This is a genomic window from Kitasatospora sp. CM 4170, assembly GCF_032110285.1.
Lineage (GTDB): Bacteria > Actinomycetota > Actinomycetes > Streptomycetales > Streptomycetaceae > Kitasatospora > Kitasatospora aburaviensis.
This window is the reverse complement of record NZ_CP134877.1, coordinates 7,881,051-7,902,500: the sequence shown is the minus strand read 5'-3', so window position 1 is coordinate 7,902,500 and position 21,450 is coordinate 7,881,051. Positions and strand designations below refer to the sequence as shown.

The 21,450-nt window shown below is 73.2% G+C and carries 19 protein-coding genes; 7 read left to right on the top strand and 12 right to left on the bottom strand.

What is annotated here, in order from left to right; all coding sequences use genetic code 11:
* The first annotated feature begins 303 nt into the window (after window positions 1-303).
* From RMN57_RS33010 to RMN57_RS33000, 3 genes are all read left to right on the top strand, one after another.
* Window positions 304-936: an HAD family hydrolase gene (locus tag RMN57_RS33010; protein WP_313766960.1), complete on the top strand. Its 633-nt coding sequence runs from the start codon at window positions 304-306 to the stop codon at window positions 934-936.
* A gap of 97 nt (window positions 937-1,033) precedes the next feature.
* Complete coding sequence (locus RMN57_RS33005) at window positions 1,034-2,218, top strand: helix-turn-helix transcriptional regulator (protein ID WP_313766959.1); 1,185 nt, start codon at window positions 1,034-1,036, stop codon at window positions 2,216-2,218.
* Between the two features lie 274 nt (window positions 2,219-2,492).
* Window positions 2,493-2,990, top strand: a complete 498-nt coding sequence (locus RMN57_RS33000) for a hypothetical protein (RefSeq protein ID WP_313766958.1) — start codon at window positions 2,493-2,495, stop codon at window positions 2,988-2,990.
* Between the two features lie 254 nt (window positions 2,991-3,244).
* Here the strand turns inward: RMN57_RS33000 and RMN57_RS32995 are convergent, their stop codons facing one another.
* Window positions 3,245-4,468, bottom strand: a complete 1,224-nt coding sequence (locus RMN57_RS32995) for an agmatine deiminase family protein (protein ID WP_313766957.1) — start codon at window positions 4,466-4,468, stop codon at window positions 3,245-3,247.
* A 140-nt stretch (window positions 4,469-4,608) separates the two neighbouring features.
* Here RMN57_RS32995 and RMN57_RS32990 point away from each other — a divergent pair, with 140 nt between their 5' ends.
* Window positions 4,609-5,295: a TetR/AcrR family transcriptional regulator gene (locus RMN57_RS32990; RefSeq protein ID WP_313766956.1), complete on the top strand. Its 687-nt coding sequence runs from the start codon at window positions 4,609-4,611 to the stop codon at window positions 5,293-5,295.
* A 51-nt stretch (window positions 5,296-5,346) separates the two neighbouring features.
* Here the strand turns inward: RMN57_RS32990 and RMN57_RS32985 are convergent, their stop codons facing one another.
* From RMN57_RS32985 to RMN57_RS32950, 8 genes are all read right to left on the bottom strand, one after another.
* Window positions 5,347-6,564: an agmatine deiminase family protein gene (locus RMN57_RS32985; RefSeq protein WP_313766955.1), complete on the bottom strand. Its 1,218-nt coding sequence runs from the start codon at window positions 6,562-6,564 to the stop codon at window positions 5,347-5,349.
* A 177-nt stretch (window positions 6,565-6,741) separates the two neighbouring features.
* Window positions 6,742-7,569: an ABC transporter ATP-binding protein gene (locus tag RMN57_RS32980; RefSeq protein WP_313766954.1), complete on the bottom strand. Its 828-nt coding sequence runs from the start codon at window positions 7,567-7,569 to the stop codon at window positions 6,742-6,744.
* Between the two features lie 40 nt (window positions 7,570-7,609).
* A complete protein-coding gene (locus tag RMN57_RS32975; RefSeq protein WP_313766953.1) occupies window positions 7,610-8,692 on the bottom strand; it encodes an ABC transporter ATP-binding protein in 1,083 nt (360 codons plus the stop codon).
* Window positions 8,689-9,543 (bottom strand): ABC transporter permease, encoded by an 855-nt coding sequence (locus RMN57_RS32970; protein ID WP_313766952.1) that lies wholly within the window; start codon window positions 9,541-9,543, stop codon window positions 8,689-8,691. Before RMN57_RS32970 ends, RMN57_RS32975 begins: the two co-directional genes overlap by 4 nt.
* Window positions 9,540-10,499, bottom strand: a complete 960-nt coding sequence (locus RMN57_RS32965; RefSeq protein ID WP_313766951.1) for an ABC transporter permease — start codon at window positions 10,497-10,499, stop codon at window positions 9,540-9,542. The genes RMN57_RS32970 and RMN57_RS32965 overlap by 4 nt, the downstream gene beginning before the upstream one ends.
* Window positions 10,496-12,097 carry an ABC transporter substrate-binding protein gene (locus tag RMN57_RS32960; protein ID WP_313766950.1) on the bottom strand — a complete coding sequence of 534 codons (1,602 nt, stop codon included), beginning with the start codon at window positions 12,095-12,097 and terminating at the stop codon, window positions 10,496-10,498. The genes RMN57_RS32965 and RMN57_RS32960 overlap by 4 nt, the downstream gene beginning before the upstream one ends.
* Window positions 12,098-12,287: 190 nt before the next feature.
* Window positions 12,288-13,310 (bottom strand): agmatine deiminase family protein, encoded by a 1,023-nt coding sequence (locus RMN57_RS32955; RefSeq protein ID WP_313766949.1) that lies wholly within the window; start codon window positions 13,308-13,310, stop codon window positions 12,288-12,290.
* A 137-nt stretch (window positions 13,311-13,447) separates the two neighbouring features.
* The gene (locus RMN57_RS32950) at window positions 13,448-14,623 is read right to left on the bottom strand and encodes an agmatine deiminase family protein (protein WP_313766948.1); all 1,176 of its coding nucleotides are present in this window, start codon (window positions 14,621-14,623) and stop codon (window positions 13,448-13,450) included.
* A 260-nt stretch (window positions 14,624-14,883) separates the two neighbouring features.
* Between RMN57_RS32950 and RMN57_RS32945 the strand changes: the two genes are divergently transcribed.
* Both RMN57_RS32945 and tatA read left to right on the top strand, forming a co-directional pair.
* A complete protein-coding gene (locus RMN57_RS32945; protein ID WP_313766947.1) occupies window positions 14,884-15,471 on the top strand; it encodes a TetR/AcrR family transcriptional regulator in 588 nt (195 codons plus the stop codon).
* 74 nt (window positions 15,472-15,545) lie between these two features.
* Window positions 15,546-15,848 (top strand): Sec-independent protein translocase subunit TatA, encoded by a 303-nt coding sequence (gene tatA / locus RMN57_RS32940; protein ID WP_313766946.1) that lies wholly within the window; start codon window positions 15,546-15,548, stop codon window positions 15,846-15,848.
* A 336-nt stretch (window positions 15,849-16,184) separates the two neighbouring features.
* On the opposite strand, the gene RMN57_RS32935 is transcribed toward tatA, so the two are convergent.
* The 3 genes from RMN57_RS32935 to RMN57_RS32925 all read right to left on the bottom strand — a co-directional run bounded on the left by RMN57_RS32935 (window position 16,185) and on the right by RMN57_RS32925 (window position 19,477).
* Window positions 16,185-17,378 carry an agmatine deiminase family protein gene (locus RMN57_RS32935; RefSeq protein WP_313768046.1) on the bottom strand — a complete coding sequence of 398 codons (1,194 nt, stop codon included), beginning with the start codon at window positions 17,376-17,378 and terminating at the stop codon, window positions 16,185-16,187.
* Window positions 17,379-17,556: 178 nt separating this feature from the next.
* Entirely contained in the window at window positions 17,557-18,669 is a 1,113-nt protein-coding gene (locus tag RMN57_RS32930) for an agmatine deiminase family protein (RefSeq protein WP_313766945.1), read from the bottom strand.
* A 253-nt stretch (window positions 18,670-18,922) separates the two neighbouring features.
* Window positions 18,923-19,477: a TetR/AcrR family transcriptional regulator gene (locus tag RMN57_RS32925; RefSeq protein WP_380237089.1), complete on the bottom strand. Its 555-nt coding sequence runs from the start codon at window positions 19,475-19,477 to the stop codon at window positions 18,923-18,925.
* Between the two features lie 237 nt (window positions 19,478-19,714).
* Between RMN57_RS32925 and RMN57_RS32920 the strand changes: the two genes are divergently transcribed.
* Window positions 19,715-21,373, top strand: a complete 1,659-nt coding sequence (locus RMN57_RS32920; RefSeq protein ID WP_313766943.1) for a serine/threonine-protein kinase — start codon at window positions 19,715-19,717, stop codon at window positions 21,371-21,373.
* Window positions 21,374-21,450: the final 77 nt, after the last annotated feature.

Below are 21,450 nucleotides of genomic sequence, written 5' to 3'. Positions count from 1 at the left end.
CCGCTCCGAAAAGCGAATCCGGCCGCAATCCATATAAACAGGCACGTCGAATTCACCCCGAGCCGCGAGGCCACAGAGGCGCGACGCGACCCGGCCTGAACCGGGAAGTGATGTTTCTAGGGATCGGCCGCCCCGGGACCGTCCGCGCCGATGCGTGTCCGGTGCTCCCTGCCGAGCGACCAGTCGACACTACGCCCACTACGCCCCCGAGGCAAACCCCGACCCGGACCTCTGCGGCCCACCGTGTTCGACGGTTGTTTGGGAGAGGCCACCGGCAAGACGTCTCGCGGCTAGGCTGCGGACGTGAGCGTGCGATCCGTTGTGTTCGACATCGGCGAGACCCTGACCAGCGACACCCGCTACTGGGCAGCCTGGGCGCAATGGCTCGGCGTCCCTCCGCACACCATGTCCGCGCTGGTGGGCGCCGTACTGGCGGAAGGTCGGGACAACGCCGACGCCATTCGAATCATCCGGCCGGGGGTGGACGTCGGCGCGGAGTGGCGGGCCCGGCAGGCCGCCGGCCAAGGCGATTACCTTGACGAGACGGACCTCTATCCCGATGTACGCCCAGCCCTCGCTCGGCTGCAGGCGGCAGGCTTGTGGGTTGGGATCGTAGGTAACCAGAACGCGCAGGTCACCAAGCTCTTGCGGGGGCTCGGCCTGCCCGCCGACGCCATCGCCACCTCGGGAGAGTGGGGCGTGTCCAAGCCTGCGCCCGCATTCTTCGCGCGGGTGGTTGAGTGGGCACCGGGCGAGCCTCAGGAGATCGTGTACGTCGGCGACCACCCGGCCAACGACATCGGCCCCGCACGCGCTGCCGGTGTTCGGGCAGCTCACCTCCGCCGGGGGCCGATCGGCCTCACCACCGCTGCGCCGGATGCCGACTGGACGGTGGACTCCCTGACCGAGCTGGCCGACGCGCTGATCCCCGGCTAGCGCAGTCGCCGCTAAGGCGTGCCGGACGAGGAGATTCGGCCCGTGCCCGCCTGGGCGCCGGTACCGTTCCGATAGCAACCGCGGAACGGAGTTCAGAGTGCCCGTGCCTGCTTCAACAGTGTTGGGACTGCGTCTCGAAACCGCGCGCGCCGCAGCGCGCCTCTCTCGTCGTCAGCTGGCCGAGCGGTCCGGAGTCTCAGCCAGCATGATCCATAAGGTTGGCACTGCCGAGCGCAAACCCAGTGGGCAGGTACTGGAGGCACTGGCCCGGGTCCTTCACACCACGCCCGAGTACCTGCTGGGCGGACCGGTCCGCACCGACAGCGGAGTCCACCACGCTATTCCCGGGTTGCAGCGTGTGATCGCAGCCTACGATCTCCCGGAGGATGGACAGGTCCGGACTCTGCCGAAGCTCGCGGCGGCAGTTGATCTCGCAGTCGAGGACCGTCTCCAGTCGCGCTACACCCGCCTCGCCGAGCAGACGCCTGCGCTCCTCGCGGAGCTGTTCCGCGCTGTCGATCAGGCTCGGGGCAGGGAACACGAGCAGGCTGCGTATCTGCTCGCTCTGGCGCTCAGGTCGGCGGACTCGGTCGCCTACAAGTACGGGTATCGCGACCTCAGCGCTCGGCTTGTCGAGCTGATGCGCTGGGCCGCCTCGCTCGCTTCCGACCCGGCGCTCACCGCAGCGGCGGCCTACGTCCGCATGGAGACGTTCTTCGCTGCCGATCAGCTTGGTCCTGGGCTGCGGTCGCTCAGAGCCGCAATCGACCAACTACCGGCTCCCTCAAGCGAGCCACTCGCCGCTGCCGGCGCTGCGCTGCACATGCGGGCGGCCGTGACGGCCGGCCGGCTGCGGCTGCCGAACGAGGCCCGGGCACATCTTCGGGAGGCCGAGCTGCTAGCCCATCGGGTACGGGAGCGCGTGTACGACGGCACGGCGGTGGGACCGGACAGCTTGGAGATCCATCGGCTGTCGGTCGCGGTGGAACTGGGCGATCCCGCGGACCTGCGGGCGGCGGTCGACGCTGCTGATCGGTGGTCGCCACCGCACGAGATGCCAGCCGAGCGTAGAAGTCACTACTACATCGACCTGGGCCGAGCCCAGGTACAACTGGGCCGGCCACACCATGCAGCCGAAGCGCTGTTGGTCGCCCGCCAGATCGCCCCTCAGCATGTTCGAGAACACGGGCAGGTGCGGACGGAGCTGGCCACGATGGTCCGGCTGACACGCGGCCGTGACGATCAAGTGCTGGCGCTCGCCCGCTGGGCCAAAGCCGTCTGAATCTTTACCACTGCCTGTGGTAAGTCCGGTGTCTTCGACAGGGGACGCTGGTTGATGTGACAGGGACATACGACCTGACGGGGGTAGCCCCCGAATCAATCAGCCCCGCACGTCTGCAAGGCAAGGCCTGTATCGATTGCGGAACTGTGGAATCACCACTGATTCCAGCTGGCCACCGGTACACCCCTACCGGTAGCGGCCAGGCGGCGCTCGGCTGGGCTGTCGTCGTCTGCGCCGCCTGCCGGTCGGCCGAGGACCCCGAGGTGGTGAGGGCATGACCACCGAAGACGGGGACCTGACGGTGGCGGTGGACGGCGTGTTGGATCCGACCGTCGAGCCGATCGAGACCGCCATCACCACCCTTTGGCAGTGCCTTCGCGGCCTGGCCATCGGTGACTTCCAGCGGCGCGCGATGCACCGGCTCCTCGGCGCCGGCGACACGCGGCCGATCGAGAAGCTGCTCGACGGCGAAGGGCGGATCGACTGGCCCCTCCGCCTCGCGAGCGGCGGCACGGTGACCGTGCGGGTGTGGCGGGGTGACGGGCTCACCACCCAGCAGCGGGTTGCTGCCCGCTACGTACCCGTGCAGCTGTCGGCCGCGCGTCACGGCGAGGGGCTGTGGGCGGTACGGGACAGGGCCACGGACGAGCTCGTCCGTGACGGCGAGGGACAGGCGCGTCGATTCGCTCTGGAGCACAGCGCACGAGCCTGGGTCAGCGGCCAGGTCGCGCTCGCCGGATACCGCGGCTACCGCCAGGGCGGCACCGGGTGAGCGGCGCCGGCGGGCAGCCCATCGGGGCGGTGTGGACCACCGGCACGTGCGCCGAATGCGGTGACTTTCCCGTCGCGGGGTGGCTGCTCCGCACCGTCGACGAGCGGACCGAGCTGGTCGCCGGCCACGCGTGCAAGCGCAAGCGGCCTGTGCCGAAGCGGCCCGGGGAACGCCCCCACTGACTCCTCGGCCGGGCGTGCCGCCGCACGACCGGCCGAGGAGCCGCTGGTCGAGGCTGTGAGCAGCCGGAGCCGTCAGGGCTTCGGCTGCTGCTGGGTGACGCAGTGGATGCCGCCGCCGCCGAGGCCGATGTAGTCGACGTTCAGCTGCTCGACGACCCGGCCGGGGAAGAGGGACTGGAGCTTCGCCTTCGCGGCGGCGTCGGCGCGCGAGTCGCCGAACTGGGACGCGATGACGGCGCCGTTGCAGACGTAGTAGTTGGCGTAGGATCCGACGAAGTACGGGTCGCTCTGCCGGATGACGTAGTAGTCGGGGCCGCCGAGTTTGGTGGCCTGGATCCGCACGCCGCGGGCGTCGGTCGCCGCGGAGAGCACGCTGTACTGGTTGAGCTCGTCCTTCGTCCAGACGTCCGACGGGTCGTCGGTGGCGTTCGGCTGCTGGACGAGGCCTCGGCCCGGGGCGAGGAAGCGGGAGGTCGCGTCGACGTGGTCGCCGGTGATGTCCTGCCCGGCGACCCCGGTGAACCAGATGACCTTCGAGGCGCCGTACGCCGCCGTCATCGCGGCCTCGGCCCGGGCCTGCGTCATGGCCGGGTTGCGGTTGGAGACGAGGATGCTGCTCCGGGTGGCCATCAACGTGCCTGCGCCGTCGGTCTCGATCGCGCCGCCCTCCGCGACCAGGCCGGCCGCCGTGAAGGGGACGCCGACGAGGGCGGCGACGCGGGCGGCGACCTTGCCGTCGTTGGTGTAGGTCTGGTTGCCGCCCCAGCCGTTGAAGTTGAGGCCGATCGCGTCCAGGCCGCCGAGCCCGTCGGTGCGGAAGACCGGTCCGGAGTCGCGCATCCAGCAGTCGTTGACCGGGACCGTGGTGATCACGGTGATGTTGGCCGACGGGCAGGCCCGGCGGGCGCCCGCGGCGGCGGCGGGGTTGGCGCACAGGTAGACGGGCTCGTACTTGGCGATGGTGTTGGCGACCAGCGCGATGTTCGCCTGGATCTGCGCGAGCGACGGGGTGGTGCCGCCGCGGCGGCCGCCGCGGCGGCCGGTCCAGATGGCGGGGTCGTCCGGCCATGCCATCCAGGTCCGGGTGTGGGCCACCGTGTCGACCGGCACCGCGAAGGTGCCGGCCGCGGAGGCGGCGGGGGTGGCGGGGGCGGCTGCCCGCAGTGCGGCGCGGGCTCCGTTCGCCCCGAGGGCGGTGCCCGCCACCGCGAGTCCGGTGGCGGCGAGGAGCCCCCGCCGCCCGATTGCACCCGGGACTCTTCCGGACGAGACGTGCGGTGCGTCGTGACCGTTCATCTCTCGGCCTCCTGTCCTGCTTGTCCATCGGTGGTCGGTCCACGCGATGGCCAAGACGGTAAAACTAACCAAGCGCTCGGTCAATGCTTTGCGCAGCGGTCGGCGGGCGGGGGCCCGGGAGCAGGCCCTAGAGTGGCCCGATGGCTCAACGTGCTGCGCAATCCGGCGAGGCGAAGTCCGGCAGGGCGAACACCGGCAGGGCGAACACCGGCGAGGCGAGGTCCGGCGAGGCCCCCGCTCTCAGGCGTCCGCGCCCCTCCGCCAAGGGCGAGCAGACGCGCGCACGGCTGCTCGCCGCCGCACGGGAGTTGCTCGCCGGGGACGGCTCGACGCCCTTCACCACCCGCAACGTCGCGGCCCTGGGCGGGGTGACCCACGGCATGTGCCACTACCACTTCGCGAACCGCACCGACCTGATCGTGGCGCTGGTGGAGAGCATCCGGCCGGAGTGGATCACGCCCCTGGAGGAGGCGGTGGCCGGGCCGGGCACGTTCGCCGAACGGGCCGAGCGGGTCGTCGGGCTGTTGGCCGAACCGGAGGCCGGCGACCTGGCCCGGGTCCACGCCGCCCTGCACTGGTTCGCGGCGGGCGACGAGCGCGTGCGGGAGTGCCTGGAGGCGGAGTACCGGCGGTGGCGGGAGTGCTTCGTCGCACTGTTCCGGGTACTCGCGGACGAGCACGACGGCGCGTTCGACCCCCGCCCGCTGGGCGAGGCCGCCGCAGCCGGGACCGACGGGCTCGCCGCCTTCCAGTCCCTGGGCGCGGCCGTCGACCCCGCTCCGGTGATGCGGGCGCTCGTGTTCGGGCTCGCGGCCGGCGCCGCTTAGCCGCCCCTGCCGACAGACGGGACCCGGGGCGCGGCGCCCTCCGCAGGAAGGTCAGGCCGGCCCCGACGAGGACGCGGCACCGCCGGCAACGGGCTGCTGCTGGGTGGAGCAGTGAATGCCCCCACCGCCGGCCGCGATGGCGTTGATGTCCACCTGGACTACCTCGCGCCCGGGGTGGAGGTCGGCCAGGACGCCCGCCGCGCGGTCGTCGGACGCCCGGTCGCCGAACCGCGGCATGATCACCGCGTCGTTGACCACGTAGTAGTTGAGGTACGTCGCCAGGAAGTCCTTGCCGGGGTCCGGGTGGCCGCTGAGGTCGGGTTCGGCCAGCTCGACGACCCGCAGCCGACGGCCCCCGGCGTCCGTGGCGTCCCGGAGCACCTGCAGTGCCTGGTCGGAGGCCCGGGACCAGATGTCCGGCGGGGAGTCGGGGCCCGGGCGGTGGATCACCACGACGCCCGGCTCGGCGAACCGGGCCAGGGCGTCGATGTGGCAGTCGGTGATGTCCTGCCCCGCCACCCCGGCGAACCAGATCACCTTCTCGACCCCGAACAGCTGCTTCATGGCCGCCTCGATCCGGTCGCGGCTCTTGCCCGGGTTGCGGTTCCCGTTGACCCACGAGCTCTCGGTGGCCATCAGCGTGCCCTCGCCGTCGACCTCGATCCCGCCGCCCTCCCCGGTGATCGGCGCCTGGATGCGCCGGACCCCGTAGCGGTCGAGGAGCCTGCGCGCGACCTGGCTGTCCTCGCCGTGGGTCTGCTTGTTCCCCCACCCGTTGAAGTTGAGGTCGACCCCGGCGAGTCCGCCCGGGCCGGTGACGAGGGTCGGCCCGGTGTCGCGGGCCCACAGGTCGTCCACCGGGAGGTCGATCACCTCCACGCTGGAGCCGCAGAGCTGCCGGGCCCCGGCGCTCTGGTCCGGGCGCGCCATCAGCACCACCGGCTCGAACCGGGCGACGGCCTGCGCCACGTGGGCGATGTCCTGGCGGACGGCGGGCAGTTGGTCGCCCCACACCTCTTCGAGGGCCGGCCAGGCCATGAACGTCCGGGTGTGCGGGAGCCACTCGGCCGGCATGGCGTAGGAGGCCGGAGCGGTCGTCGTGGTCGCCGCGGTCGGGGCCGTGGAGGGCCCGGCTCCGGGCGGCGACTCCCCGGACGGCGACTCCCCGGACGGGCCCTCGTCGTCGCCGCAGCCCTCCAGCAGCGACAGTGCGGCGACCGCGGCCCCCGAGCGGAGCAGGGCCCGGCGGCTCAGGCGTGGTTCTCTCACGGCAGGGTCCCCTCACGGCTCGGATTCACCCGAAAGCAGGTGATATCCGACAGTAGGGGCGGCCGGGCGGCGAGCCGGTGAACCCGCCCGCCGCCGGTCGGGGGAAACGGGTCCGGACCGCCGCCGTGGGGGCGTCGGCGGTCCGGACCCGGCACGGGGTGACGCGCGCCGGGCGCCCTACGGGGCGCGCTCCGCCAGGGCGCGGCGGGCGGCGGCGATGGACCGCGGGTCCCACCCGGGCCTGGGCACGGATTCCAGCAGCAGCCGGGTGTAGGGGTGCTGCGGGCGCGCGAGGACGTCGGCGGTCCGCCCGGACTCGACCACCTTCCCGTGCCGCATCACGATCACGTCCTCGGTGACGCACCGGACCACGCCCAGGTCGTGGGTGATGAAGAGGTAGCCGATGCCGGTCTGCTCGCGGATGTCGGCGAGCAGGTTGAGGATCTGGGCCTGGACCGAGACGTCGAGCGCCGCCACGGCCTCGTCCAGGACCAGCACGGCCGGCTCCACGGCCAGCGCCCGGGCGATGGCCACCCGTTGGCGCTGCCCGCCGGAGAGCTGCCGGGGCAGCGCGCCGGCCTCGCGCTCGCCGAGGCCGACCCGGTCGAGGAGTTCCGCGATCCGGCGCGGGTGGTCCGCGTCGGGGAAGTGCAGTCGCAGGGTCTCGCGCAGCACGGCACCGACGGTGGTGCGCGGGTCCAGGGACTGGTACGGGTCCTGGAAGACCATCTGGACCTCGCGCGCCCGGGCGAGCCGGTGGGCGCGGCCGCGCCGGTGCTCGGTGCGGTCCCGGCGGTGCACCAGGACCCGACCGGTGTCGGCCCGTTCCAGGCCGACGACGATCCGGGCGGTGGTGGTCTTGCCGGAGCCGGACTCGCCGACGATGCCCAGCGACCCGCCCTCGAACAGGGTGAAGGAGACGTTGTCGACCGCGCGGACGCCGCCGTAGGCACGGCGCAGGCCGACGGCCTCCAACACGGCCCTCCCGCTGTCTGGCTGTGGCATCGGCGGCGTTCCCTTCGGACGGGCGGCGGTGGTTCCGGGGCTACGCATCCGCGCTCTCCTCCCCCGTGCGGTCGCTGTGGTGGCACGCGGCGCGGCGTGCCGGTTCGGCCTCCACCGGCAGCAGCGCGGGCTCCTGCTGGGTGCAGAGGAAGGTGGCGAGCGGGCAGCGGGGCGCGAACGGACAGCCCGTCACCTCGTCCCGCAGGCTGGGCGGCCGGCCCTCGATCGCGGCGAGCCGGCTCCCGGGGGCCTCCAGGCGTGGCGTCGAGGCGAGCAGCGCGGCCGTGTACGGGTGGCGCGGCCGCTCGAACAGCGCCTCTGCGGGACCGGTCTCGACGATCCGGCCGGCGTACATGACGCAGACCCGGTCGCTGATGGCGGCGGCGAGGCCGAGGTCGTGGGTGACGAACAGCAGGGCGGTGCCGAACCGTTCCTGGAGCTCGCCGAGGAGCGCGATCACCTCGGCCTGGGTGGTGACGTCGAGCGCGGTCGTGGGCTCGTCGGCGAGGACGATGGTGGGGTCGCCCATCAGGGCGGCGGCGATCATGACGCGCTGGAGCATGCCGCCGGAGACCTGGCCCGGGTAGCGGTCCAGGACGGTGGCGGGCAGGCCCACCGCGTCCAGCATCTCGGTGGCCCGCGTGGTCGCCGCCGCGGCGGTGAGCCCGCCGTTGAGCCGCACGCTCTCGGTGAGGAAGTCGCCGAGGCGGCGCATCGGGTTGATGGCGGCCCGGGGGTCCTGGAAGATCATCGCCGCGGTGCCGGTGCGCAGGCGGCGCAGCCGGTCGGGCGTCATGGTCAGGACGTCCTCGCCGCCGACGCGCACGGCGCCCTCGGTGGTGGCGCCCTCCGGCAGCAGTCCGAGGACGCTGCGGGAGGTGAGGCTCTTGCCGGAGCCGGACTCCCCCACCAGGGCGACCGTCTCGCCGGCGGCCACGGTGAGGTCGACGCCGGCCAGGACCGGCCGGGCGGTGCCGGGCAGGCGCAGCCGGTAGGCCTGGATGTCGAGTGCGGCCCGGTCGGACGCGGTCGTGCGGGACGCGGCCGGGTCGGACGCGGTCGGCTCGGATGCGGCCGTGCGGCGCGCGGTCGGGTCGGACGCGGGCGTGCGGCGTGCGGTCATCGGTCCCTCCTGGCGACCTGGTCGGCCCAGCGCTCGCCGACGACGTTGAAGGCGACGACGGTCAGCACGATCGCCAGGCAGGGCAGGACCGCGGAGAGCGGGTACCCGTGCTGCACGGCGGACTGGCCGTCGAAGACCATGCGGCCCCAGTCGGGGGTGAGGGCGGGCACGCCGAGCCCGAGGAAGGAGAGGCCGGCCAGGTCGATCAGGGCGTAGCCGAAGTTGACGGTCGCCTGGGCGAGGACCACCGGGGCGATGCCGGGCAGGACGTGGCGCAGGCAGATCTGGAGCCCCGAGTGGCCCTGGACCTGGTAGGCCTCCACGTAGGGCCGGGCGCGTTCGGCGAGGACGAGCGAGCGGGTGAGGCGGCTGACGTAGGGCAGGTAGGCGACGGCGAGGGCGAGGACCGGGGCGAGCAGGCCCTCCCCGTAGACGGAGACGATCAGGATGGCCAGCAGCAGGCCGGGGAAGGCGAAGACCAGCTCGGTGCTCCGGGAGAGGACGGAGTCCAGCCAGCCGCCGCGCCAGGCGGCGGTGACGCCGACGGCGACGCCGGCCAGGGTGGAGAAGGCGACCACGCCGAGCGGTCCGAGCAGGGAGGTGCGGGCTCCGGTGAGCAGCCGGGCCAGGGTGTCGCGTCCGGAGGCGTCGACGCCGAGCAGGTGCTCCCCGGAGGGGCCGGCGAGGGCGTCGCCCAGGTCGACGACGTTCGGGTCCTGGGGGGCGATCCAGGGTGCGAGCAGTGCCGCGAGGACGACCAGGACGACGAAGGCGAGGCAGATCCGGTGCAGCGGCGCGCGGTCGGTGCGCAGGCGGCCGAGTCCGGGCCGGCGCAGCAGGGTGGCGGTCATCCGGTGGCCTTCCGGGATCCGAGGGTGACCCGCGGGTCGACCAGCGGGTGGAGCAGGTCGACGACCAGGTTCACGGCCATGAACAGGCCGACCATGATCAGGGAGATGGCCTGCACGGTGGGGAAGTCCTTGGTGGTGGTGGACAGTTCGAGCAGTTGTCCGACGCCGCCGACACTGAAGGCGGTCTCCACCAGGACGGTGCAGACCAGGAGGGTGGAGACGATCAGACCGCCGGTGGTCAGCACGGTGCCCAGGGCGTTGCGGAAGACGTGGCGACGGATCACATGGTGTCCGGTGACGCCGCGGCTGCGCGCGACGGTGACGTGTTCGTGGCCGAGGACGTCGGCCATCGCGGCGCGGGTGACCCGGGCGAGCATGCCGATCAGGTAGAGGGCGAGGGCGACGGCGGGCAGGGCGAGGTGCCAGATCATGTCGCCGACGCCGTCCCCGGTGCCGCCGCTAGGGAACCAGCCCAGCTTCACCGCGAACAGACCCTGCAGCAGCACGGCGGCGACGAAGGAGGGGGTGCCGACGGCGACGGTGGTGGAGACCAGGACGGCCGAGTCGACGGCGCCGCCGCGGACGGCGCCGATCCAGCCGAGCAGCAGGCCGAGGGCGACGACGAGGACGAGCGCCATCACGACCAGGAGCAGGGTGGCGGGCAGCCGGTCGGCCAGCAGCCGGGAGACGTCGGTGCGGTAGGTGATCGAGCGGCCGAAGTCGCCGTGCAGGATCCGGCCGGCCCAGCGCAGGTACTGGAGCAGGAACGGGTCGTCCAGGTGGTACTGGGCGTTGATCGCCTGCAGTGCCTCCGGAGAGGCCGAGCGGCCGGCGAGCAGGAAGCTCGCCGGGCTGCCCGGGGCGAGGTGCATCGCGCCGAAGATCAGGAAGGAGGCGCCGGCCAGGGTGGCGGCCATCTCCACCAGCCGGCGGGCGGCGAATCTCAGGAAGCTCACCGGGCCGCCCCCACGTCGGCCGCCCACGGGTAGTACATGTAGGAGATGGTGGTGGGGGCGCCGGTGATCCGCTTGTTGAGGAACACCGCGGTGGGCCACTCGGCGACGGGGATCCAGAGCAGCTGGTCGGAGGCGGTCTTCTGGAGCTGCGCGGTGACGGCGAACCGCTGGGCCGGGTCGGTGGCGGCGACCGCCTTCTTGACCAGCTCGTCGTAGGCGGGGTCGCTGAAGGACGCGAAGTTCTGGTAGGCGCCGGTCCTGAAGTTCGCCAGCAGGTCGAGCGGGTCGGTGATGGAGTCGTAGTACGTCTCCGGGAACATGTCGATGCCCTCGCGCGCCGCCGGGTCGGTGAACAGGGCGGTGAAGGCGTTGGGGGCGACCGTCTTCAGCCGGACGTCCAGGCCGATCTTCGCGCCGGCGGACTGCACGGCCGTGGCCAGCACCGAGACGTCCTGGCCGATCGGGCTGGTGGCGACGGTGAGGGTCTTCCCGGTGGCGCCGGCCTCCTTGACCAGGGCCTTGGCCCGCTCGATGTCGGGGGCGGTGGGGGTGAGCCCGTCGAAGGCGGCCTTGCGGACCTCCTCGGGCGCGCCGGCCCAGGCCGCCCGGGTGGTCAGGGAGCCGGTGACGCTTCCGGCGCCGCCGAGTCCGGTGCGGACGAAGCCGGAGCGGTCGAGGGCGAGCGAGAGCGCCCGGCGGACCCGGACGTCGCCGAGCACGCCCTGCATGCTGGTGACGTTGACGTTGACGGTGCTGAGGCCCTCGCCGAAGTAGAGGGTGCCGGGGCCTGCGGAGCGCAGCCGCTCGTACGACTCGGTCGGGATCAGGTAGCCGCCGTCGGCCTCGCCGCTGAGCAGGGCGTTGACCCGGGCCGAGGGGTCGGTGAGGAAGCGGAAGACGGCCTTGGCCGACTTGGCCCTGGTCCCCCAGTAGCCGTCGAAGCGCTGCAGCTCGATCGACTGGCCCTTGGTCCAGCTGCCCAGCGCGTACGGGCCGGTGCAGGCGAGGCTGCCGCCGGTGCCGTAGTCCTTGCCGGCCGCCTCGATCCCGGCCCGGGAGGCGACGACGCCGGCGGCGGTGGCCATGTACTGGTTGAACTGCGAGTCGGGCTGGGTGAGTTTGACGGTGACCTGGAGCGGGCCGGTCTTGGTGACGGAGCCGACGTTCTGGAACTGCTGGGCCCAGGCGGCGGCGTTCTGGGGGTCCATCTGCCGGCCGAGGCTGTAGACGACGTCGTCGGCGGTCATCGTGCCGCCGTCGTGGAAGCGGACGCCGGGGCGCAGGTCGTAGACCCAGGTGGTGGGGTCGGGGTTGGAGGCCTTCTCGGCGAGCCCCGGGGCGAGGGTCAGCTGCGGCGTCCACCGCATCAGGCTCTCGCAGACGTTGGAGAGCACGGTGTTCTGCGGGTAGTCGAACGCGGAGACGTAGTCGAGGGTGGGCGGTTCGGCGTAGACGGCCCAGGTGAAGGAGTCCAGCTCGCCCCCGGCCGCGGGGGTTCCGGCGGAGAGCCGGTACGACTCGCCTTCGGAGCCGCCGGTCTTCGGCGGGCCGGAGCAGGCGGCCGCGAGCATGGAGGTGACGAGGGCGGCGGCGGCCACGGCCGTGAGCGGGTGCCGGCGGCGGGGCCTGCGGGTCGTTCTCGACCCGTTGCGGGGGTCTGGCATGAGGGTGGCTCTCTTCCGTGCGGGACGGGACTGCGAGGGGGGGCGGACCGGCGGGCCGACGGGAGTGGGCCCGCGGCCCGCCGGTCCTGCTCAGGGGGAGGCGGGCGTCACCGGGGAGGTGGGCTCACGCGGTGCGGCGCGCCGCGGGCACCTGCTGGGTGATGCAGTGGACACCGCCGCCGCCGTAGGCGATCACCCGGGAGCGCACGCCGACGACCTTGCGGCCGGGCAGCGCGGCCGCGATCACGGCCAGCGCCCCCTGGTCCGCCTCCGGAACGCCGGCGATCGGGACGACCACGCCGCCGTTGGCGATGTAGAAGTTGAGGTAGCCGACCTCGGTCTCCTTGCCGTCGACCTGGACGAACGCGCTCTGCGGCAGGTCGATGATCTCCAGCTTCCGGCCCCTGGCGTCGACGGCGGCCTCCAGCACGGCCCGGTTCTCGATCATCCGGTAGTAGTCCGGGTGACCGGGGTCGCTCGGCAGCTGGACGACGACCTTGCCCGGCGCCACGAAGGCGCAGACGCCGTCGACGTGACCGTCCGTCTCGGTGTCCAGCAGCCCGCCGTACGGGAGCCAGATCACCGTGGTGACACCGAGCTTCTCGATCAGTTCGGCCTCGATCTCGGCCTTGGTCATGCCCGGGTTGCGGTTGGGGTGCAGCAGGCACTGCTCGGTGGTGATCAGCGTCCCCTCGCCGTCGACCGTGACGGCGCCGCCCTCCAGGATCATCCGGGAGTCGATCCGCTCGACGCCGAGGCGCTCCAGCAGGACGCCGGCGATCCGGTCGTCGGTGTCGAACGGGTGGTGCTTGCCGCCCCACGCGTTGAACCGGAAGTCCACGCCGGCGCGCCGGCCGTCCTCGTCGAGCACGAAGATCGGGCCGGAGTCGCGGAACCACGAGTCGTCGATGGGGAGTTCCACCACCTCGACGCCCTCCCCGCAGAGGACGCGGGCCTCGTCGCCCTGACCGGGGCAGGCGACCATCGTCACCGGTTCGAACGCGGCGATCGCCCGGGCGACCTCGGCGTACTCGCGCCGGGCCTCGTCGAGGGTGTCGCCCCACAGGTCGGCCCTGGTCGGCCAGGCCATCAGGCAGCCCTCGTGCTCGGTCCACTCGGCGGGCATGCGGTAACCACGGGTACTCACGGTGGGACTCTTCTCTGCTGGGAGGTTCGGTCGGTGGGGCGGTTCGGTCGGTGGGGGGTCGGGTCGGTGGGAGGGGTCCGTCGGTGGGGCCTCCCGCCCGGGCGCACACCACGCCAGGGCGGGAGGAGCCGGGAGGGTCAGACGGCGCCCGGCACGGCCGGCTGCGACTGCGTGGCGCAGTGGATGCCACCGCCGCCGCTCGCGATGCTGTCGATGCCGACCTGGACGATCCGCCGGTCCGGGTACTTGGCCTGGAGGATCGCGTAGGCGACGCCGTCCGCGTAGCCGTCACCGAACTGGGGGGCGATGACGGCGCCGTTGACGGTGTAGTAGTTGCTGTAGCTGGAGAGGAACTCCTTGCCGCGGCCGCGGATCAGGGTGCGGTCCGGACCGGGCAGCTCGGTGATCTCCAGCCGCCGGCCCCGGGCGTCGGTGGCGTTCTGCAGGACCCGCTTCGCCTCGTTGTAGACCGCCACCCACTTGGCGTCGGCACCGGGACCGGGCTGGTCCAGGAGGACCCGGCCGGGGGCGGTGAACCGGGCGAGGCAGTCGATGTGGCAGTCGGTGATGTCCTGGCCCGCAAGCCCCGGGACCCAGACGACCTTGTCGATGCCCAGCGACGACTTGAGCGCCTGCTCCACCTGGTCCTGGGACATGCCGGGGTTGCGGTTGGGGTTGACCAGCGAGCTGACGGTGGCCAGCAGGGTGCCGTCCCCGTCGGTCTCCAGCGAGCCGCCCTCGCCGACGAACGGGGCGCGGACCCGGCCGACGCCGTACTCCGCGAGGAGGGTGCCGGCCGCCGCGGCGTCGTTGGCGAACGGCTGGTAGTAGGCCGTGCCGGTCTTCCCCCACCCGTTGAAGTTGGTGTCGACACCGGCGATCGCGCCCGGGGCGACGACGAAGGTGGGCCCGAAGTCGCGGATCCACAGGTCGTCGTTGGCGATCTCCAGGACGTCGATGGCGTGGTAGGCGCCGGACCCGCAGTAGTAGCGCGCGTCGGCGGCCTGCCCGGGGCGGGCTAGGACGACGACCGGCTCGAAGCGCGAGATCTCGTAGGCCAGGTTGGCGATGTCCCGGCGTACGGCGGACAGCTGGTTCTGCCAGACCGAGAACAGCGCGGGCCAGGCCATGAAGGTCCGGGTGTGGCGGTCGGTCTCGGCCGGCATCCGCAGGACCGGCCCCGCCGGCGACGCCGCGGCCGACGACTCGGCGGCGCGGGCGCTCACCGGGAGGACCGCGCCGAGCGCGGCCAGCGGCAGGGCGGCGGCACCGAACTTGAGCAGGCTGCGCCGGGAGGAGTTGGGGGTGTTCATGAAGCTCCCTGGAGGGATCGGGAGGTGTGGGGTAACCGACATCCTGGACCGAACTGAAAGTTCAGTCAATATTTCGCTCGCAGCTGCCTCAACCCGCCGCCCGACCAGCCTGCTGGAGCCCGTCCCGTGCGCGAACGCACCGATTTCCCCGTCCATCCACCTCGCAGGAGCCCTGGGGACCGCACCCGGCGCAACAAATCCTGAAGATGTGGTCAGCGGATCGAGCCCGAGCCGCCTACGTGCGAGTACAGTGAACGACTGTGTCAGACCGTCGAACAGAGATAGTCAGAGCCGCCACCCGCGTCATCGCACGACGCGGCGTCCGCGGACTGCGGGTTGGGGAGCTGGCGGCCGAGGCCGGAGTGTCGACCTCGCTGATCTACTACCACTTCACCGACCGCGCCGGGATCCTCCGCGAGACGCTGGAGTTCATCGGCGAGCGGGCCGACCGCTACACCGCCGAGCCCGCCCGCACCGGAGCGGCGGACGACCCCGGCGGGGAGCTGGAGCGGACCCTCCTGCTGGAGCTCCAGGACACCGCCGAGGTGCGCGAGAACAGCACCGCCTGGGGCGAGTTGAGAGCAAGCGCGGTCTTCGAGTCCAGCCTGCGCGAGGACCTGGCCAGGGCCACCCACACCTGGGTGCACGAGATCGCCGAGCTGCTCGGCCGCGCCCACCCGGCCGGCACCGCCCCCGCCCACGCCGCCTCCGCCGAGCGCCTGACCGCCCTCCTAGAGGGCCTCAGCGTACGGTGGCTGAGCGGGTCGCTCCCGCTCGACCACGCCCGCACGCTGCTCGGCGAGGCGATCGCCGCCGAGCGCGCGAGCCATCGATCGAGCATTGACTGAGATTTCAGTCAATGCGAGAGTGGTCCCGCTCGACCGAGCCCATCCCCCTGCTCCGAAAGGCCCGGTGAGACGCGATGCTCCGCAATGGTCTGGAACCCTGGCACCTCCTGGTCGTGGTGGCCGTGGTCGTCCTGCTCTTCGGCTCGAAGAAGCTGCCCGACATGGCGCGCGGCCTCGGGAAGTCCATGCGCATCCTCAAGGCCGAGACGGCCGCCATGCGCGAGGCCGAGGCGCCACCGGCGGCCGGCGACACCGCCGCCGAGCACCCCCGCTCGGCGGCGCCCCCGGCACCACCCGCCGGGACCCCGGCTCCGTCCACCGCAGCGGCGGCACCGGCCGGAGCCGACCGGACACGCCGGACCGATCCCCCCGCCTGACGGCCGCGACAGCCCGGCACCGGCCGGACCGAAGCCGCCGTGGGCGACACCCCGTGTCGCCCACGGCGGCTTTCGGCTGTCCGTCCGGCGGGCAGCGGCGCAGCACCTCCAGCACCGACACGTCCGGCAGCGGTGGACCGGACACGCCGAAACCCCCGAGCCGCAGTACGGCTCGGGGGCGGGCCCCACACCCGGTCGGAAACCTCTACCGGAAGTAGAGGCGGTCGAGGCTGACGGAGTCAGCGGGTTCGGAGTGCAGCGGCCCGGAGTGCAGCGGTCCGCCGTCCGGCGAGACCGGGCCGGTGCGGGCGTGCACGTGCCCCGCCCGCAGGAGCGTCAGGATTCCGGCTTGCCGGGCTGGTCGTGGGTGGAGCAGTGGATCCCACCGCCGCCGGAGGCGATGTTGTCGATCTTCACCGGGACGATGTCGCGACCGGGGAAGTGGTCCCGCAGGATCTGCTGGGCCCGGTCGTCGGCCTTGGCGTCGCCGAATCGCGGCAGGAACAGCGACTTGTTGGCGACGTAGAAGTTGATGTACGAGGAGACGAAGGCGTCGCCACGGCCGGTGATCCGGTCCGGGTCCGGCTGCGGCAGGTCGATCACCTGCAGCGGCTTCCCGTGGGCGTCGGTGGCGCCCTTCAGGACCTCGCGGGCCTGGGCGGCCGAGCGCGACCAGACGTCGGCGGGCGCCCCGGGGAAGGGCTGGTCGAGCAGGACGACACCGGGGGCCGCGAACCGGACCAGGCAGTCCACGTGCGCGTCGGTGATGTCCTGGTCCCGGACGCCGGCGAACCAGATCACCTTGGTGACGCCGAGCGCCTTCTTCAGCTCGGCCTCGATCTCGTCCCGGCTCCTGCCGGGGTTGCGGCGCTGGTTGACCACCGAGCTCTCGGTCACCAGCAGCGTCCCCTGCCCGTCCGTCTCGAAGGAGCCGCCCTCCGCGACCACCGGCGTGCGGACCCGCTCGACCCCGTACTTCCCGAGCACCGCGGCGGCCAGCGCCGAGTCGTTGCCGTGCTCCTTCTGCTTGTTGCCCCAGCCGTTGAAGTTGAAGTCGACGCCCTTGAGTGTGCCGCCGTCCTCGACGAACACGGGCACGGTGTCACGCGCCCACAGGTCGTCGACGGGCAGCGGGACCACCTCGACGTCCTTGCCGCAGGCGTTCTGCGCCGCGTCCACCTGGGCGGGCCGGGCGAACATCACGACCGGCTCGTAGGCGCCGACGGCGCGGGCCAGCCGTGCGATGTCGCCGCGGACGTCGGGGAGTTGGTCGGCCCAGATGCCGGTGGACGCCGGCCAGGACATGAAGGTCCGGGCGTGACTCTCCCACTCGGCGCCGAACCTGCGCCCGGGGGCCGCCCCCGCCCCTCCGGGCTTCGACGGCGGCGCGGCCGTGCCCGGCGCGTCGGACGTGCCCGGTGCGCCCGGCGTGCCCGGCGTGCCCGGCTCGGGCTCGGCGGGCTCGTCCAGGTCGGAGCAGGCGGTGGCGCCCAGCGCCAGCAGGCCGGCGCCGGCCACGGCACGCAGCATCGTGCGACGGGACGGGGTGGCCCGGGTGGCGGGGAACGGCGAGGAGGGGTTGGTCACGGAACTCTCCGGCTGAACGAAGGAAGGCGTACGGGACGTGCGTGGGTGGAGGTGTGCCACCCCGGCGTGGTCACGGGGCGGACGACGGGCCCGGGAGCGACGGTGCCGCCGGGGACCGGCCTCACGGCAGCGGTTCCTGCATCGTGGAGCAGTGGATGCCGCCGCCCCCGGCCATCAGGCGGTCGACGTCGAGCTGGACGACCTCGCGTCCGGGGAAGGCCTCGGCGAGGGCGCGGCGGGCGGCCTCGTCCTTGGCCGGGTCGCCGAACTGGGCCGTGATCACGCCGCCGTTGACGACGTGGAAGTTGAGGTACGAGTCGACGAACTTCGGATCGCGCGAGCGGACCGTGTCCGGGCCGTCCACCCGGATCACCCGGAGCCGGCGGCCCCTGGCGTCGGTCGCGCGGGAGAGGATGTCGAACTGCTCGCGGGCGTCGCGGGCCCAGACGTCACGGCGGTCCGCCGGGGGCAGCTGCACCATGACGACGCCGGGCCGGACGAACCGCGAGGTGACGTCGATGTGGTCGTCGGTGATGTCCTTGCCCCTGATGCCGGGCACCCAGATCATCCGGTCCGCGCCGTACACGTCGAGGACGGCCTCCTCGATCTCGTCCCGGCTCATCCCCCGGTTGCGGTTCTTGTTGACCAGGCTGCTCTCGGTGGCCATCAGGGTGCCGTCGCCGTCCGTCTCGACCGACCCGCCCTCACCGACGAAGTCCGCGTAGGAGAAGGGGAGTCCGAGCACCCCGGCGATGCCGCGCGCCGCCTCGGCGTCGTCGCGGTGGGTCTGCTTGCCGCCCCAGCCGTTGAAGTTGAGGCCGACCGCGTCGAGCCGACCGCCGCCGTCCCGGCGGAAGACCGGGGCGGTGTCCCGCATCCACAGGTCGTCGGTGGGGACGTCGTCGGTCACGGTGACGCCCGGCCCGCACAGCGAGCGGGCCTCCCGGACGCTGTAGTCGTCCGGTGCGCACATGACCACCGGCTCGAAGCGGGCGACGGTCCGGGCGATCAGGGCGATGTCCTGCTGGACGCCGGCCAGCTGCCGGCCCCAGACGGACTTGCGGGAGGGCCAGGACATCCAGGTACGGGCGTGCGGGACGTCGTCGCGGTCCACCCACCACTGCGGCAGGCCGTGCTCCGGGTCGCGCCACTGCCCGCGCTCCGCCGCACGCGGCGGCGGGGCTCCGAAGAGGCGGCCGAACAGGGAACGGCTGCCACCGTGGGTGTCGCTCATACGGATCTCCAGAATCGAGTATGGCCGACCGGACGAACCGGCGGCTCCGCGTGCCCCACTGTGACACTGACTGAATCTTCAGTCAAACCTTGGATCGCGGGTCGACGCATTTCCGAACACGCGCCTTCCCGCACACACGCCGGCCGGGGCCGCCGACCCCCGGCGCGACACACGAAAGGCCCCGGGCCGTCTGGCCCGGGGTCGGGATCCGTGCGCGCCGGCGGAACCGGCGCAGGCCACCCGCAGGCGGCCCTCAGCCGCGCAAACGCTCCAGTTCGCCGTCGATCGCGCCCGCCATCAGCTCCCGGGCGTGCTCCAGCGGCAGGCTTCCGCTGAGCCAGCGGACGCTCAGCCCCTCCAGCAGCGCGGTCAGCCGCTCCGCGGAGGCGGCGAGGGCGGCGGCCCCGTTCATCGGCCGCACCCGGCCGAGCAGCTCGGCCACCTCCTGCACCCAGACGAGGGTGGCGCGGGCCAGGTCCTCCCGCAGATCGGGGTCGAAGACCGCACTCGCCCGCAGCTCCCCCCAGGCCGTGCTGTTCTCCCGCACCTCGGGGGTGTCCTGGAACTCCAGCAGCAGCGTCTGCTCCAGCTCGCCCCGGGCGTCCAGCGGCGGCGCGTCCGGCTCGCGCTCCGTCGTGTAGCGCTCGGCCCGGTCGTTGATGAACTCCAGCGTCGAGCGGAGGATCCCCGCGCGGTCCTTGAAGTGGTAGTAGATCAGCGCGGTGGACACCCCGGCCTCGGCGGCCAGCTCCTCCACGCGCAGCCCGCGGACGCCGCGCCGGGCGATCACCCGCGCGGCCGCTTCCATGATCAAGGTTCGACGGTCAGCCACAAGCGATCACCTTACCCGGACGACCTCCCCGGCCGACCCTCCGGGGCCGATCCTGACTGAAACTCCAGTCGAGGCTATGATCCGGTGCGACTCCGGACGCCGGTGCACCCGCGCGGGCCCGACCCCGCCCTGTCCCACCCGGCCGGCCGGCCCGCCGCACCATCCTCCGCACCACCCTTCGTCCCGACCGTTCGACCCGCTGGGAGAGCCACCATGACCGTAGAGCCCTTCGGCACCCCCGCCTCCTCGGCCTTCCAGTCGCTGTCCCCGGACGACCCCCGCGAGATCGGCGGCTACCGCCTCTGCGCGCGGCTCGGCGCGGGTGGCATGGGCCGCGTCTACCTCGCCTACACCCCCGGCGGGCGGCCGGTCGCGCTCAAGGCGGTCCGGCCCGAGCTCGCCGAGGACCCGGAGTTCCGGCACCGCTTCGCGCAGGAGGTCGCCAGCGCCCGGCGCATCCACGGCCTCTACACCGCCCAGGTCGTCGACGCGGGCGCCGAGGCCGCCACCCCCTGGCTCGCCACCGCCTACGTGCCCGGCCCCTCCCTCCACCAGGTCGTCGCCCAGCACGGCCCGCTGCCCGAGCGGACCGTCCTGCTGCTGCTCGCCGGCATCGCGGAGGCCCTGCAGGCGATCCACTCCGCCGGCGTCGTCCACCGCGACCTGAAGCCCGGCAACGTCCTCGTCGCCGCCGACGGCCCACGCGTCATCGACTTCGGGATCGCCCGCGCCGCCGACGCCAGCCCGCTCACCGGCACCGGCCTGCGCATCGGCTCGCCGGGCTTCATGGCCCCGGAGCAGGCCCTCGGCCGGCCCGCCACCCCCGCGACCGACGTCTTCGCCCTCGGGGCCCTGATCGCCTTCGTCGGTTCCGGCACGGCGCCCTTCGGCGACGGCCCCGAGTCCGCCTCGCTCTACCGGGCCGTGCACGAGGAGCCCGATCTCTCCCGCCTTCCGCTCGGGCTGCACGACCTAGCGCTGCGCTGCCTGGCCAAGGACCCCGCGGACCGCCCGGACACCGGCTGGCTGATCGAGGCGGCCCGCAACCACCCCGCCACCGGCGGCGAGCTCCGCTTCTCCGACGACTGGCTGCCCCGGCAGGTCAGCACCGAACTGCACCGCCACAGCGAGCTGCCGACCACGCCTCCCCCGCCGGCCACCGAGCTCGACCCGGCCCGCGCCGCGGCCGACGCCCCGACCGCCCGCGTCCGCGCCGTCCCGGCCCCCACCCTGCTGCAGCCGGAGCCGTCACCGCTCGCCCCCGGTCGCCGCAGAGCGGCGTCCACCGCCCGCCGCGGCGCCCTCACCGCCCTGCTGACCACCGTCGCCGTCCTGGTCGGCGCCGCGGCGGCCGTCGTCCTCCTGGACCCCGAGTACCTCGACGACCTCGACGACCAGACCGTCGCCGCCACCGGCAGCCTGCCCCCGACCACCGGCCCGGCCACCGCCCCCGCCCCCTCCGCGCCGTCCCCGTCGGCGCCGCCGACCGCCGTCCCCGGCTACACGGTCGCCTTCACCGACCTCGAACTCACCTCCCCCGACCAGTTCCACGAGTTCGACCTCAGGGCCGGCAAGGTGGTCCCCCAGGACACCGCCCCCTGGTACCTGGGCCGCCACGCGGGCGAGTTCTACATCCCCGAGGAGAGCGACGCCCACATCTCCCCGACCGGCTCCCTCACCCTGGCCGACTGCCTCAAGGGCATCGAGACCCAGCCCGTCTCCGGCCTGCCGTTCGCGCGCCTGCGCCCCGACCGCGCCTTCTGCGTCCGCGCCCCCGGCAGCCAGGACGTCGCCGTCGTCCGCACCCTCACCACCGCCTCCGACGACGGCCCGGTCAGGATCTCCGTCACCTCCTACCGCCGCACCCCCTGACCGTCACCGCGCCGGACCCGGTCGGGAACCGAGGCCCCGCGGTCCCCGCCGCCGCCACGCAGTGCGCCCCCGACGAC

Bases quoted from the DNA above. Each gene is read 5' to 3' on its own strand.
- RMN57_RS32950 (WP_313766948.1), bottom strand. From the start codon at position 14,623: ATGAACACCCCCAACTCCTCCCGGCGCAGCCTGCTCAAGTTCGGTGCC.
- RMN57_RS32995 (WP_313766957.1), bottom strand. From the start codon at position 4,468: ATGAACGGTCACGACGCACCGCACGTCTCGTCCGGAAGAGTCCCGGGT.
- RMN57_RS32980 (WP_313766954.1), bottom strand. From the start codon at position 7,569: ATGCCACAGCCAGACAGCGGGAGGGCCGTGTTGGAGGCCGTCGGCCTG.
- RMN57_RS33000 (WP_313766958.1), top strand. From the start codon at position 2,493: ATGACCACCGAAGACGGGGACCTGACGGTGGCGGTGGACGGCGTGTTG.
- tatA (WP_313766946.1), top strand. From the start codon at position 15,546: ATGCTCCGCAATGGTCTGGAACCCTGGCACCTCCTGGTCGTGGTGGCC.
- RMN57_RS32930 (WP_313766945.1), bottom strand. From the start codon at position 18,669: ATGAGCGACACCCACGGTGGCAGCCGTTCCCTGTTCGGCCGCCTCTTC.
- RMN57_RS32935 (WP_313768046.1), bottom strand. From the start codon at position 17,378: ATGCTGCGTGCCGTGGCCGGCGCCGGCCTGCTGGCGCTGGGCGCCACC.
- RMN57_RS32925 (WP_380237089.1), bottom strand. From the start codon at position 19,477: ATGGAAGCGGCCGCGCGGGTGATCGCCCGGCGCGGCGTCCGCGGGCTG.
- RMN57_RS32920 (WP_313766943.1), top strand. From the start codon at position 19,715: ATGACCGTAGAGCCCTTCGGCACCCCCGCCTCCTCGGCCTTCCAGTCG.
- RMN57_RS32970 (WP_313766952.1), bottom strand. From the start codon at position 9,543: ATGACCGCCACCCTGCTGCGCCGGCCCGGACTCGGCCGCCTGCGCACC.
- RMN57_RS32990 (WP_313766956.1), top strand. From the start codon at position 4,609: ATGGCTCAACGTGCTGCGCAATCCGGCGAGGCGAAGTCCGGCAGGGCG.
- RMN57_RS32975 (WP_313766953.1), bottom strand. From the start codon at position 8,692: ATGACCGCACGCCGCACGCCCGCGTCCGACCCGACCGCGCGCCGCACG.